7 protein-coding genes are annotated in these 14,382 nt (G+C 48.1%); 1 reads left to right on the top strand and 6 read right to left on the bottom strand.

Going from position 1 to position 14,382, the window contains the following annotated elements; translation table 11 throughout:
- Positions 1 to 2 precede the first annotated feature (2 nt).
- From KN811_RS00710 to KN811_RS00685, 6 genes are all read right to left on the bottom strand, one after another.
- Positions 3 to 3,179 (bottom strand): SusC/RagA family TonB-linked outer membrane protein, encoded by a 3,177-nt coding sequence (locus KN811_RS00710; protein WP_187965307.1) that lies wholly within the window; start codon positions 3,177 to 3,179, stop codon positions 3 to 5.
- A 254-nt stretch (positions 3,180 to 3,433) separates the two neighbouring features.
- A complete protein-coding gene (locus KN811_RS00705; RefSeq protein ID WP_187965306.1) occupies positions 3,434 to 4,432 on the bottom strand; it encodes an NAD(P)H-dependent amine dehydrogenase family protein in 999 nt (332 codons plus the stop codon).
- Between the two features lie 316 nt (positions 4,433 to 4,748).
- Positions 4,749 to 5,714 (bottom strand): AraC family transcriptional regulator, encoded by a 966-nt coding sequence (locus KN811_RS00700; RefSeq protein WP_187965305.1) that lies wholly within the window; start codon positions 5,712 to 5,714, stop codon positions 4,749 to 4,751.
- A gap of 136 nt (positions 5,715 to 5,850) precedes the next feature.
- Positions 5,851 to 7,041, bottom strand: coding sequence for a DUF4861 domain-containing protein (locus KN811_RS00695; protein ID WP_216334636.1), 1,191 nt, complete (start codon positions 7,039 to 7,041; stop codon positions 5,851 to 5,853).
- Positions 7,042 to 7,272: 231 nt separating this feature from the next.
- Positions 7,273 to 9,150, bottom strand: a complete 1,878-nt coding sequence (locus KN811_RS00690; protein WP_187965303.1) for a RagB/SusD family nutrient uptake outer membrane protein — start codon at positions 9,148 to 9,150, stop codon at positions 7,273 to 7,275.
- A gap of 11 nt (positions 9,151 to 9,161) precedes the next feature.
- On the bottom strand, positions 9,162 to 12,404 hold the full coding sequence (locus KN811_RS00685; protein ID WP_187965302.1) for a SusC/RagA family TonB-linked outer membrane protein: 3,243 nt from the start codon (positions 12,402 to 12,404) through the stop codon (positions 9,162 to 9,164).
- Between the two features lie 487 nt (positions 12,405 to 12,891).
- On the opposite strand from KN811_RS00685, the gene KN811_RS00680 reads away from it, so the two are divergent.
- A complete protein-coding gene (locus KN811_RS00680) occupies positions 12,892 to 14,079 on the top strand; it encodes a mechanosensitive ion channel (RefSeq protein ID WP_187965301.1) in 1,188 nt (395 codons plus the stop codon).
- Positions 14,080 to 14,382 lie beyond the last annotated feature (303 nt).

Here is a 14,382-nt window from a genome sequence, read left to right as displayed (position 1 = left end):
ATTTAAAATGTGACATTCAGGTTAATTCCGTACGATCGTACTGAAATAAGCTGTCCGGACTCATACCAGCTGACCGCCTCGCTACCGGCAGAGATCTCGGAAGGATCAAGGCCCTTGGGGGCTTCCTGCCATATCATAGCCGGATTGCGCGCTATTAAAGATATATTGACCGACTTAAAAGGCAGTTTTTCCAGTAATTTATCACTAAAGGAATATCCTAACCTCACTTCCCTCAGCTTGATATAAGAGGCATCGTAGAGCCATTCTTCATAGACCCTTGTACCGAGAGTGTTCCTGTAATAAGATTTCGCATCCACATAAGTACTGACTTCTTCGCCGGTCTGTGCCGAGATCCCGGTGACTTTTACGCCCCCACCATCTTCGACAGGGTCCCTCACGTTGTTCCCCCGGTCGTTCATCGCTGCCGTAACGGGGTCCTGCCCTGTTTTTGCAGCCAGCATTTTGGACCTGCTGAAAAACTGTCCGCCACCCTGAAAATCTATCATGGCAGCGATACTGAACCTGCCTATACGGAAATTGTTCTGAAACCCGCCGGTAAAGTCCGGGAGCACTGTTCCGAAATCGTGTGTGGCATCGGTATACAGCGGCATATTGTCTTCACCCAGCAGTACCTTCCCGGTGTCCGGATCGCGCTGGTAGGCCTGTCCCACCAGGCTGCCGTATGGCTTGCCTTCGTAGGAATTCAGGTAGCTGGTAACGCCGGAATATGTGGTAGAACCATAATTGTACACATCGATCCCCGGGGCCAGCTCTACGACCTCGCTTCTGTTCCTGTTGATATTAAAATTGGTCTCCCATGTAAAATTCTCCGTCTGTACAGGCCTGGCGTTCAATGCCACTTCAAATCCCTTATTTTCGATCAGGCCGGCATTGATCACGGTAGAAGTATATCCGCTGGCCCCTGAAATATCGAGCTTAATGATCTGGTCCTTATTCTTTTGCTGGTAATACGTAAAATCGAGCCCCAGCCGGTTGTTGAAAAAGCGAAGATCGAGACCGGCCTCATAAGAATGGGCAAAAGACGGCTTTATATTCGGGTTGTTCAACTCGTTGGGCACATTGAGCGTATTGGCCTCTCCGTAAACGGTCCCTACATCAAAGACCTTACCTATCTGATACGGATTAAGGTCAGAACCCGCCTTGGCATAACTGAGCCTTAACTTACCGAAAGAAAGCGGTTGCCAGTCCAGCAATTCGCCAAAGACAAAACTTCCCGATACGGAAGGATACCAATAAGAATTATTGTCCTTCGGAAGTGCAGACGAATTGTCATTACGGATGGATGCCTCTATATAATAGGTATCCTTATAGCCCAAAGACACCATTCCGAACATACTCCTGATCTGTTTTCTCAACAGGTATGATTCATTCACCGGACGGTCAACAGAGGCCTCTATATTATAATATCCCGGTGCAGACAACCCGCCTACGGTTTGCTGGTATAAATAGGAATACCTGCGGTAATAGACATTTCCTCCCAGGGTACCGTTCAGGCTAAAATCGTCCCAACGGTTATTGTATTGGGCTATGAGTTCATAGTTCATCTCCGTATTCTGGTATTTACCTATGGTATAGGCGGGCAGGTTATTCCCGCCAAAAGCCGTTCTGGTCTCTATGTTCTGGGTGAACATATCCGAACGTATAGCACCGCTTATTTCGAGCTCGGGAAGGACCTTATAACTGAGCTTTACATCCCCGAAAAACCGGTCCCTTCGATCATTATTGGTATTCTCATAGGCATCAAAATAGGGATTATCCCAGTACAGGGGGTCGAAATCGGTGATCTCCCCCGTGCCGGCATCGGGTTGGCGCAGGTTCCAATGCAGGAAGGTCCCGTCGTCATAACGGTAGTCTTTCATCCGTTTCATATCTACATTTCTCTGGAACCACTGCACGAAATACCCCGTACCGAATTCAGAGCCCTGCCTGGGGCGCCTGCCGTCATTACGGGCATAATTGATATTGGTGGACACCTTGAGCTTATCCGTAATATCCAGGCTGGCGCTCAACCCCAGGTTATTGCGTTTCAGATAGGTGTTGGGCTCTACACCTTCTATCCTGGTATCGTTAAAGCTGAGCCGGTAGGTGGTGTTCTCATTTCCCCCGGTAATGGTTACACTATTGTTAAAATTAAAACCGGTTTCGTAGAAATCCTTGATATTATCCGGATGCGGTACAAACGGGGTTAACTGTCCGTATTCTTCATCCTGCGGGTAAAAGCTGAAAACCTGTCTTACCGGGGTACCGTCCATTTTCGGTCCCCAGCTTTCGTCTACGTTCATATCCACATACTTTTGCCCGTTGGGCAGGGTTTTCCAGGCCTGATTGGAGCCGCCGCCGTATATATTCTGAAGCGGCATAAAATTTCCGGTCTTTTCAATCGCAAAAGAAGAATTAAGTTCTACCCTTACGTCTTTCTGGCCTTTTTTTCCTTTTTTGGTGGTGATCATAATAACACCGTATTGCCCCCTGATACCGTAAAGTGCAGATGCAGCGGGCCCCTTCAGTACATTTACCGATTCTATATCGGCCGGGTTGATGTCCTGCGAGAGATTCCCGTAATCGGCGGCGGCACTATTGGAAAAATTGGCATTGGATATCGGTGTCCCATCCACTACAATAAGAGGTTCATCTTCCCCTCCGAGAGAGTTTACTCCCCGGATCTTGATTTTCTGGGTGCCTCCCATACTGGCCCCTGAAGCCCCGGTGACCTGTACACCGGCCACCCGTCCTGCCAGGGAACCCACCACATTTTGTTCATTGGTCATGGTAAAGTTCTCCCCACCTACTTCCTGGGTGGCATATCCGAGTGACTTTTTTTCTCTTGATATCCCCAGAGCGGTGACTACTACCTCATCCAGTGCCTGGGTGGAGGGAGACAGGGATACATTTACCGTACTCCGGCCGCCCACCCTGATCTCCAGGGGCTCATAGCCAAGGTATCGGAATACCAGGATATCTTCCGGGCCAACCCCGGCCATGGTATATTCTCCTTCTTCTCCGGTTATGGTTCCCCGGGTAGTTCCCTTTACAAGAACGTTAACTCCCATGATCGCCGTGCCGTCATCTTCGGAAACTACCCTGCCGGATACCGTTTTTTCCTGTCCGTAAGCGACAATACCCGCTCCGAACAGCAATAACAATAACATTTGTTTCATAATTAATTTATTTAAAATGATTGGTTTGTTCGCGGTGGTCCGGTATGCTCGTGGTTTACAGGCCTGTTGGTAAGGATACGGTCTTTAACAACCGATCGCACAGGCAGAAAGCGACAAAAAAGCCTTTCGGAGGCTCCTGTCCATACCAGATCCGTCTTTTACTTAATAATCCACTAGCTAAATGATAGCCATCGAGGTCTTGCCCCTTCCGGTAAGAGGCGGGATAAGCAGGAGAGTCAATGGAAAGCCCGGGGCTATCTGTATTCGGAATAAGAGGTCATGGGAATATCTGCCATGGTCCGCAATCCGGGAAGGGCATGGATCACAGAATTTATGGCATTGACGGTAATGGCACAGGTGGCCGTATCGCCGTTAACTCCTCCTCCTATCCGGGATACGAAGCCCGGTGTTCCGATAACTTCTATTTCGTCATAAGATTCGGGTTCCCCCACGGCGGCCTGGAATACGAGTTCCACCCTGGCCTGTCCGTTCATAAATCCCCGGCCCACCTGTCTTACTCCGGCTGCATCTCCTTTTTTTATGGTCCGGGAGGGCAGGGAAATATCTGCGGTTGCAAATACCGGACTTATAATATCTTCCGTTCTTTCGAGTTTCCATCCCAGCCTGCCAGCGATAAAATGTACAGATTCCGTGAGCCCCACATGCCGTAAGGTCCCTTTTTTTCTCGCCGCTTCAAAACCTTCGGGAGACAGGCCTGCCCCTATTTTGTCCTGAAATGGTATACGCCTGCTCGATGCATCCTGATAGCGCTTTACTTTTATGCGCTCAACATGCTGGCAAACAGAGGTCATAAAAGCGGGCAGGGCGTCCATTAAAAATCCGGGGTTTACCCCGGTACCTACTACAGCCACACCGTTTTCCCTGGCAGCAGCGTCTATTTCGGCAGCCAGTCCCGGAGCCGTATCAAAAGGAAAGCTCAGCTCTTCGCAGGTAGACACCACGGGGATCCCTTCCCTGACAATGCTCTTTATTTGCCCCGTGATCCTTTTTATATCTGATACTGTGGCAAGCACAGCTACATCGGGGCGGGTCTCCAGGGCTTTGTCAAGGTCTCCGGTGATGATGATATCCGCGTTCAACGAAGAAGAAAAGGACCTCAGAGATTTCCCTATGATCTCCGGGCCCGTATCTACTGCTGCTACGGTCTTTAATCCGGGACGTTGGGCAATGAATTCAGCAATTTTAAGGCCCAGGGGGCCCATGCCTATCTGAACGATCTTTATTTTACTCATGGTTTGCAGGTTTATCCTCTGAAATGCATTCCAAAGTAGAGATATGGAAGGAAACCGAATGTGCGGATATTGCTAAATTTTAAACAATAAATATCACAAAAGTTATTTTTATAACACAAAAAGTGATTTTTCCCAATTCCGGATACGGTCAGGTCAAAAGATTGATTGAAGATTACTATTGATACGTTAAAATTTTAGAGGTGTTCTGCCTTACGGGACGGGGTTGGTATTCGGTGATCGGTAAACAGTAGTCGGTATGTTTTTGTCAATCATCTTCAATCTCCTCATCTCCCTATCTCCTTGTCCTCTTGTCTCCCTATCCCCTTATCTCCCGGTCAATACTATCAATCTGCAACTCATTTTTTCTTATATCACGGGGGCTGTACCCGTAGTAATTCCGGAACAGCCGGCTGAATGAACTGGGATTGTCATAACCTACCTCCTGCAGTATGCCGGAAACGGGCAGATCGGTTTTTCCGATAAGGTTCCTGGCGTGGGTAAGCCTTTCCCTGGTGAGATATTCCAGGGGGGTGTGGCCGAACAATTGCTTAAACACCCGGAAGAAGTGATAGGGCGACATGGCCACTACACTGCTCACCTCGGCTATGGTGAGTTTTTTTTCCAGGTGGGCCCTCATATAATCCCCTGCCAGATAGAGCCTCCGCAGCAATTCCTGCCGGGTCGTATCTTTCCTGGATTGGAGTCCGTATGCCCTTTGCAGGACACGGACGTGATTGTAAAATATTTTTTCCAACAGGAGAAATCGCAGTTGTTCGTAGTACATGGCGTCCTTTTCGCCCCGGGTAATGGCAGAAACAAACTCTCTCAGTAAACTCCGGATGGCAAAATCTTTTTCATACGAGCTGTCCAGCCAGTCCATCTCCCAAAAGGAGCCGGCGGGCATCCCGTCCAGGAGGTCTTCGTCCCTGGCAGAAAGTGTATGAAAGGTTTCGGTGATGTCTTTCCAGCCATAGGCCACAATAATGGATTCGGTGGGATAAAAGGAATCTATCTGGGTATAATATTTCTGCCCGTCGTGTACGATCAGGTAATTGTTTTCCCGCAGTATCACATCCCTCCCGCTTATATTGTAATATTGATACCCGCTGAGTACGGCCCGGACGGTAAACCTGGAAATATGCTCGCCTGAACTGAGGTGTGCTGAACGGATAAAAAAGGCATTGCCATGCGCCCATTTGTTAACATCTCCTTTCTGGGAGCAAAAATTGTTATGGTCTACTGCACTCAACAAACCACTGCAATATGGACAGGTGGGGGTCAAGGTTTAAAGTTTAAGATTCAAAGTTTAAAGTTCAACCCTTCGACTGCGCTCAGGGTGACAGGTTCAAGGTTTCATTGATTTCCGTTTCTGGTCGAAACCGGAGATACTCAGGATAAATCAGGGCCGGAAGGTATTGTTAAAATTGTACCTTCACCGGGTTGGCTATTTTTTCTGCGAAGTGTTCCAGGTAAGCATCCCATTCGCCAGCATTGGTAAATTGTCCGCTCTTTTTCCAGCCGAAGCCGGCATAGTAAACTACCTTGTTGTCTTTCGGATCTGCCATGATCAGTAACTGGCTTCCGTCTTTGTAATCCACCCGGTGGTCTTTATAGTCCAGGACAGATTCCGGAGCTATGATCATACCTACTCCCAGTTCCGAACCATCCATAGGTTCCCAGTAGCGGAACCAGCCTTTTCCCTTTTCGCTCCGCACCTCTCCTTCTTTTTCGTGAAGCATTAACCCTATGGTGATATTGGGCAGTGCTTCCCCGCTTTCGAAAACAGATTCAAAGCGACTGAGGTTAGACCCCAGGTCCAGGCTGATGCGTTTGGTCTCTTTGACCTGAATACTATCGGCATTCCAGGCAGCGTATTCCAGTTCGAACACCGTGCGCAGGGGGCCTGTGGCAATGGTTTTATAGGCGGTGAAGTTTTTTGAGGTATAGAGCGAATCGTTCACCCATATTCCGGTACCGCCCACTCCCCGGCTGGGCCCTACGTGATAGGGGTCATATCCTTCGCCGGTATCGATGTGATAGGCTCCTTCTTTTTCCTCGTTGTTCTTATACCATTTGTCAATGATAGGATATTCTACTCTTTTCAGCCAGGCGTCCATACCGCTGGAGAGTGTTCCTCCCGGCACGTTCTCTTCTATCCTTCGCTGGGCATCGGGACCGTAGGTCCGAAAGGCCACGCGGTCGTTCTCCCAGGCGTAATCGTCGGTCCTTTCGGGGACAAAACGGGAAAAAGTGGTCCGTTCGCCTTCGGTTTTCCCCACAGGGTCACTTTCGGCGATCCGGGCCAGCAACTGTCTGGCCTCTCCTCCTTTAAGGTTTAACTGGAAAAGGAGTTCGTCCGGGGTACCGTCAACATCATTGTCTACCAACTGTGTTACCAGGGTATCGCCGGATGCTTTATCCGTAATGAGAAGTTTTTCCATACCTGAAGTCGCGGTCAGGGAGGCAAACTTTTCCGGGTTTATGCTAATGGTTTCCGAAAAACGGTCGCTATTTAAAGGGTTTTTTACTGAAAATTCCAATACGGGAGCGGGTTGTTCACAGCTTATCAATACACTCAGGGCCAGGATTCCCGTTGCCAGTTTTCTCATAATTGGTCTTTTTTGGGGATTCATTATTAAATTAATAAAATCTTTCCTTCCAAAGATAAACAAATAGATAAAATGATATGACCTGTTTGCGGCATTAATACAATATAAGCATTGTTTGTTTTAAAATGTACATGCATACAAAACATGCGGGCCCCTTCCGGCAATTCTACCTGGAAGGGGCCCGCAAACGGAATATCGGTTCCGAAAAAGAGTTTTGTCTAGAACAACATATTAATATCCCGGATTCTGAACCAGCTGATCGTTCCGGTTTATCTCATCGCGATGGATAGCGATAAAATACATTTTGTCCTGCCAGTTCCGGTCCTCTATCCCGGTGTCAAGAGGCCTGGTGGTGTATTCGTAGTCATAGCTATCGGGATCGTAGTGATATTTCCGTACTTCCGCACCGGGTTTCAGGGTACCGAAAACACTCATGATCCTAACTTGTTGCCCGACGGTTTCCGGGGCGATCATCCATCGCCTGACATCATGGAAACGGTGTTCTTCATAAACCAGCTCGATCCTTCGTTCATTCCGGTAACGCTCTCGCAATGCATCGCCCGATTCGGTTACCTCAGGCATTCCCACACGATAGCGTATTTTGTTGAGCCAGGTTTTCGCTTCGCCGTCTTCTCCCAGTTCTATACAGGCTTCCACATAGTTGAGTACGGCCTCGGTATATCTCAGTATCGGTGCGGGGATCTGCTGCCATGTATTTTGATGGACTACGGCAGGATCGGGGTCTACGAATTTACGCATGGTATAACCGGTATAACTTCCGTTCCAGTCCTCTATACTACTGTTGCGGGTATCCAGCCCATAATACACTTCCTTTTCCCCGGAATCATTGATGATCTCGTACTGGCCTGCCTGTATCTGGTTTAAGGAGTCACTTTCCGCAACATCATCTGTACGGGGTTGCCAGTCTGCCCCGTCATAGAGGATACTGGCATAGAACCGGGGGTCACGGTTTGTATACGGTGCAGCTGCATGGGCCGGGTTATTCCAGTCAAAACGGGTACCGTTTATCATTTCGTAGTCGTCCACCAGGTTTTGCGTGGGCGTGTTCCCCGACCAGTTGTGATAGCCGTTAGGGCCATTGTACAGGCCTATCCTTCCTCCGTTCTCCTGTTTTTCACCCACAAAAAATCTTCCGAGGATCAGTTCTATTTCAGCTGCGGCCTCTGCCATGGCACTCCCTCCTCCCAGAGATAGCGCCATATAATTGTTTTTGCCTTCTTCGGGCGATACAGGTTCGGAAAGGTCCAGTTTGTATCCCGGGTTCATGTCCATCACAGCTTTTGCGGCTGCCTTGGCCTTTTCCCACCGTTCGGTACGATTACCGCCGGTATACCCCAGGTATTCGGGATTGGAATACCCCGCAATAACGGATGAATTGGCCGAAGCAGTCGGGATGTCGTGCAGGTCGCTCGCTGCATACAGGAGTACACGGGCTTTTAATGCCATAGCGGCAATATCGGTGGCCCTGCCTTCGGAAGCCTGAAGTCCCTTCAGGAACTCTGCTGCCCGGTCACAGTCTGCTACAATAAAGTCTACGCATTCTTCATAAGTATTCCTCGGGATGGTATAATCTTCTTCATTGAGCTCGTATACTTTATCCACCAGGGGTACCGCTCCGTAATAACGCAGTAGTTGCTGATAGAAGAATGCGCGTAGAAAATATGCTTCGCCTCTGATCCTTTCCGCCAGTTCGGGATTGTCAAACATGGGCTCTTCGAGGTTTTTCAGTGCTACATTGGTTGCGCGTATACGCCTGTACATGTTCCCCCACTCATAATTGCCGCTTATCCATCCCTGGTCTGCCGGATTGGAGTTCGCTCCGTTGAACTCCTTATAGCCCCGGCCGGAATGCGTAAACAGGGCTTCGTCTGATGCAGAAGCCAGCATTTCCTCATCAAAGCCTCCCTGTCCGAACCCGTTGTATATCTCCAGGACGAAAGCCTCCGACAGTGCGGCATCGGCCCACACCTCAGCATTGGGCACCTCATTCAGGGGTTTCGTATCTACAAAATCGTCACTGCACGAAGCTGTTGCAAACACGGCAACAAGCACGTACATCCAAATATGTTTTATTCTCAGATTGTTCATCACAAAAGATTTTAAAAGGTTACGGATACTCCCATATTTACGATACGGGCCTGCGGATAATAATGCCCTATGGAATTCACAGATTCCGGGTCCAGTACTTTTATTTTACTCCATGTGGCCAGGTTAAGCCCGTTCAGATATACCCTGAGATTGCTTATCCCTATCTTCTCTCCTATTTCGGAGGGCAGCGTATATCCGAACTCCACATTTTTCAGGCGTAAATAGTCTGTATCTCTCAACCAGTAGGTATTGTCAAAAGAATAATACTGGTCGCTCCTGTCGGTGATCCTGGGATGCACACTGCTCGGGTTGTCCACGGTCCACCGGTTTTTGTAAAAATCCAGCAGGTAGTTCCCAATGGCTCCCGACTCATCCGTTCCCACCCGGAGTTCTCCTCCGGCCGCTCCCTGGAAGAGAATGGTCAGGTCAAAGTCTTTGTACTGTGCCGACAAATTAAGCCCCCCCTGGAATGTGGGCTGGGTATTCTTGTCCCTGCGTACCTGGTCGTCCGGGGTGATCCTGCCGTCGCCGTCATAGTCCTTGTATTTCATGTCACCGGGTCTCAGGGTATTTGTAATGACGCTGTAATCGAGCGTATTATTGTCTATTTCCTCCTGATCCCGGAACACGCCGTCATAGAGATAATACAATTCGGCATCAATGGCCCTTCCGGTAGACCGTTGCCATTCGGGAGCTCCCGGGGCTTCATCCCAGAACTTGATCTTGTTCTTGGCATAACCGCCATTGACACCCACATTGTATTGCAATTCACCTATGTTACCGTTATACCCTACATTGAATTCCCATCCGCGGTTCTCTACCTTCCCGATATTTTCTGCCGGGAGGGTCATCCCCGTGGTCTGGGGCACGGAAGCATTTCTTCGCCAGAGGATACTATTGCGTTTGTTCAGGAACATATCGAATTCGAAATTCACCCTGCCGTTGAACAACTGTCCGTCCAGACCAATGTTGTAATTATTGGCTTCTTCCCAGGTAATCATGAAGTTGGGCACGCGGCTTTCAAACAACGTCTGGGCCACACGGCCACCTGCAACATACGAACCATATCCGTAAGTGGAAAAATACTGGTATTCCTGTAAGGTCTTTTCCCCATCGCCATTGGCATCAAAATATATATTGTCATTACCCATTTGTCCCCAGGACCCCCGGAGTTTCAGGTAGTTTACGACCGGGACATTTTCTTTCCAGAAATTTTCCTCGGAGATCCGCCATCCCAGCATGATCCCCGGGAAAAACCCATAGCGATTGTCATTGGGGAACATATAGGAACCATCGTATCTCCACAAAAATTCGGCGAGGTACTTTTCCTTGTAGTTATACCCTACCCTTCCGAAGTAATTGAGACGGGCGCGTTCCCAGGCATCGCCGCCGTTGTTTTTTTCGGCATCCCCACCGGCGAACATCTGGTCGATAACGTTTGAGATATAATACCTCCGGAATGCGAAGAAATTGTCGTTACGGATGGTCTCACGGTTCACCCCGGCCAGCAGGTTGATCTGGTGATCTCCGAAAGTGCGGTCGTAGGTAAGCACCCCGCCGAGCAGAATGTTCAGCTGGTCCTGGTTCTCCTGCCTGAGGTTCGGGTCTGCGGGACCACGCTTACCCTCGATCAGCTTCGGAGTTGTTCCGTCCTCTTCATAATCTCCCTGCCAGGTATAGAGATACCAGGGGGTTTCCCAGCGTTTGAGCTGTTGTATATATTTGTCTACTGCGGCCGTACCGGTAAATTTCAATCCTTCGACCCATGGAATTTTTATCTCTACTTTTCCGTTGGTCTGGAAATAATATCTCCTGTCCCGGTCATAGCCGGTCTGGCTGGTGGTGATCACCACAGGGTTCTCTCCATATTCAATATCCGGTCCGGGAAGTCCGTTAGGCCAGAAGGCCGGTTCATTAGGCCTGCCCCGCATCAGCATCCGGAAAATGGCACTTGCGGATTTGGTAGGATAATTACGGTCTTCCTGGCGGCCCAGCACTCCTATTTGCACGGAAATATGATCGCTGACATTGGCATCCAGATTGAGCCGGATATCATACTGTTTGTAGTTGGTCGCGGAATTCTTGTAATAAGCATCCTGATCTTGATAGCCGATAGAGGTGAGGAATCTCATATTCTCGTTTCCCGCGTTCAGTTGCAGGTTGTGCCGCTCCTGTTTGGACCAGTCTTTAAAGGTGGCGTCGAACCAGTCGGTATCGGGGTGCCCCCAGGGGTCTGAGCCATCCCGGAATTTCTCAAAATCCCCGGGTAGGAACGGAGCGGTTACCGTACCTCCTCCCGGCCGGGTATATGTCCCTGTTTCGCGAAAAGCAGTGGTTGCATTGCCCCATTCCGAAACAGGCAGTTTGTATACTTCCAGGTCGTTACGCATCTCTGCATACTGCACGGAATTGGCCACATCGGGGATCACGGTGGGCTGTGAAAAACCGATGTTGTAGTTGTAGGTGACCTGAGGTTTTCCGGTGCTCCCTCGTTTCGTGGTAACAAGAATAACCCCGTTTGCCGCCCTGGCTCCGTAAATGGCTGCTGAAGCGTCTTTCAACACCGAGATATTCTCTATGTCTGCCGGGTTGAGCCGGGAAAAGCCTCCCTCCCGGGCCGGGATACCGTCTATGACCACCAGCGGACTGGTGTCACCAAAAGAATTCGTACCCCGTATGCGTATATTGGAATCATCCGCCCCGGGCTCTCCGCTGTTCTGCGTGGCGATCACTCCCGGCATACGTCCTGCAATGGCGTTGGATACGTTTACGGTGGGGGACTTGGCCAGATCCTTGCTCTGTATGGTGGCTACCGAGCCCGTAATGGTCTCTCTTTTCTGCTCTCCGTACCCCACCACTACCACTTCATCGAGCTGGGCAAGGTCTTCCTGCAAAACAATGTTCACCACTTCCTGACCGTCCACAGGGACTTCGATCGTTTTAAAACCTACATAGGAAACGACCAGCACCGCATCGGGCCCGGAAACTTCAATGGTAAAATTCCCGTCAAAATCGGCTACCACGCCATTGGTGGTCCCTTTTTCCATAACACTTGCCCCGGAAAGGGGTTGTCCGTCGGTCTGTGCAGTGACCTGCCCGGTCACCGTCAGAAAGAACGGGGTTTCTTTCATTCTCCTCCCCTCAGGGGAAGAAATGTCCCGGGCGTACAGGAACCCGGTCATACTGCTTACGAGCAAAATACAGATCGTACTTTGCCACCATGCCTTAAAGGCAATACATTCAGTTTTCTTCATAAATTAAAATTTTGATTGGCTGTTAAATGAAACAATAAAATCTTTCTTTATACCAGAGAAATAACTGATATAAACAAGGAAATTGACGTACTTATAAAAGAAATATTTAAGGAAAAATTTACGCTTAAGCTAATAACCGACCTTATTAAGTGTTAATAAAACACGAATATGCAAATTAATATTTTAAAATAAAAATCAAAAAATAACAATCATATATTTAACAATAAACCTAAAGTTTGATGAACAAAACAACGTTAACGTTAACAAAAATAAGTGTAACAAATATATTAAAGCCTCTTCAACTCACAAAAAACAGTTTTACACTCCACTTTTCTCAAAAATTCCCATAACCCTTTAAGATCTTTCATATGATGACGAAATAGTTTGTTTTAATCGATCTAAATTCTTAATTTACAGATCAGACTATCCCTCTAATACTGAAGAATTCACATATTAATCCTATTACTAACTGATAAACTTAGCTGTTATGGAAGGTCAATTACAAAATTTTGCAAACAGAATCTCGGATTTCCTGCCCAACCTTTTGGGGGCGCTACTCGTCCTTGTCATTGGGTGGCTTATTGCCAGGGGAATCAAGGCCATCGTGGTGAGGCTCCTTCAAAAAACTTCATGGGACGAAAAAATACTGGGCCGCAGTGTTAAGGACACCAATGTCTTTGTAGGCAATATCTTTTACTATGTGTTGATGATCATTGTACTCCTGATCGTCCTGGAATTATTGGGCATAAGCCAGGTACTGGTACCCGTGGAGAACATGATAGACGATTTTCTTTCGTATATCCCTAACCTCATCGGTGCCGTACTCATTGGTTTTGTAGGCTATCTGCTGGCTAAATTTATTTCCAATCTCATCAACCTGGGAGGGAACCTGCTGGACAAAATCGTAGACCGGACGGGGTTCAAGGATACGGACAAACTCGTCAATATCCTCAAAAAAGTGGTATTCATCATCATATTAGTCCCTTTCCTCATCCAGGCCTTCAATGCCCTGGAACTGGAAGCGATCTCCAGGCCTGCCAATGACATTCTTTACGGGTTTACCGATATGATAGGCAGCATCATCGTTGCCATTGCCGTATTGCTTCTCTTTATCTGGGGAGGAAAATTCCTTACCAATTTCCTCAAAGACCTCATGCAAAGCCTGGGGCTTGACAAGGCTTCAGAAAAAATAGCGCTTCAGCATATTATCGGTCCGGAGCAATCCTTGTCTGCCGTGATTGCCAATGTTCTCTATTTTTTCCTCGTATTCTTCGGGATCATTACTTCCGTAGACCTGCTCGAACTCACCAAACTGTCGGATATACTCCACGAATTGCTCGAAGTTACAGGTCAGATAGCTTTCGGATTGCTGATCCTCGTGGTGGGAAATTTTATTTCTTTGGTGATCTACAAGATGGTATCGAGGTCTAACGCCAACAAACTTGTAGCCAATATCGTGAGGTGGGCTTCCCTGGCCCTGTTCATAGCCATTGCACTGCGTACGATGGGCATTGCCAATGAAATCGTAGACCTCGCTTTCGGGCTCACCCTCGGAGCTATCGCCGTGGTCATCGCCCTAAGCTATGGCCTGGGCGGACGTGAAGCAGCAGGAGAACACTTCCGGGAAATCATCAAAAAACTCAAGGAAAAAGGCTCTGAAAGCCACAATCCGTGATCTTTTAACACTAAAATAACCTTCAATACGTGAATTTAAAGTATAATTTACATTCAATGTAAGAAATTATCCATATATTTGTAGTAGTGTTACAAGGTTAGTTTTGGTTTTATTTAGCACGACCCCCGAAAGGGGGTTTTTTTATTCAATGTGTTGAAGTTAGAGGTTATAGGTAAAAACCTCAAACTTTGAACCTGTAACCTGCAACTTTGAACCTCAATAATCAGTTTAAGATGTGTTGGCCTGCCCGTTCACAGAAGTATGGAAACATATTTCCTCAAAATTGTTTACCTTGTCCTCCGT

It is taken from the genome of Sinomicrobium weinanense (assembly GCF_018863395.1).
GTDB lineage: Bacteria > Bacteroidota > Bacteroidia > Flavobacteriales > Flavobacteriaceae > Sinomicrobium > Sinomicrobium weinanense.
Note: the sequence above shows the minus strand (reverse complement) of the source record. Positions and strands in the feature narration are given on the sequence as shown.

Excerpts from the sequence above, each read along its gene's own strand:
- KN811_RS00710 (WP_187965307.1), bottom strand. The coding sequence starts at position 3,179 with ATGAAACAAATGTTATTGTTATTGCTGTTCGGAGCGGGTATTGTCGCT.
- KN811_RS00705 (WP_187965306.1), bottom strand. The coding sequence starts at position 4,432 with ATGAGTAAAATAAAGATCGTTCAGATAGGCATGGGCCCCCTGGGCCTT.
- KN811_RS00695 (WP_216334636.1), bottom strand. The coding sequence starts at position 7,041 with ATGAGAAAACTGGCAACGGGAATCCTGGCCCTGAGTGTATTGATAAGC.
- KN811_RS00690 (WP_187965303.1), bottom strand. The coding sequence starts at position 9,150 with ATGAACAATCTGAGAATAAAACATATTTGGATGTACGTGCTTGTTGCC.
- KN811_RS00685 (WP_187965302.1), bottom strand. The coding sequence starts at position 12,404 with ATGAAGAAAACTGAATGTATTGCCTTTAAGGCATGGTGGCAAAGTACG.
- KN811_RS00680 (WP_187965301.1), top strand. The coding sequence starts at position 12,892 with ATGGAAGGTCAATTACAAAATTTTGCAAACAGAATCTCGGATTTCCTG.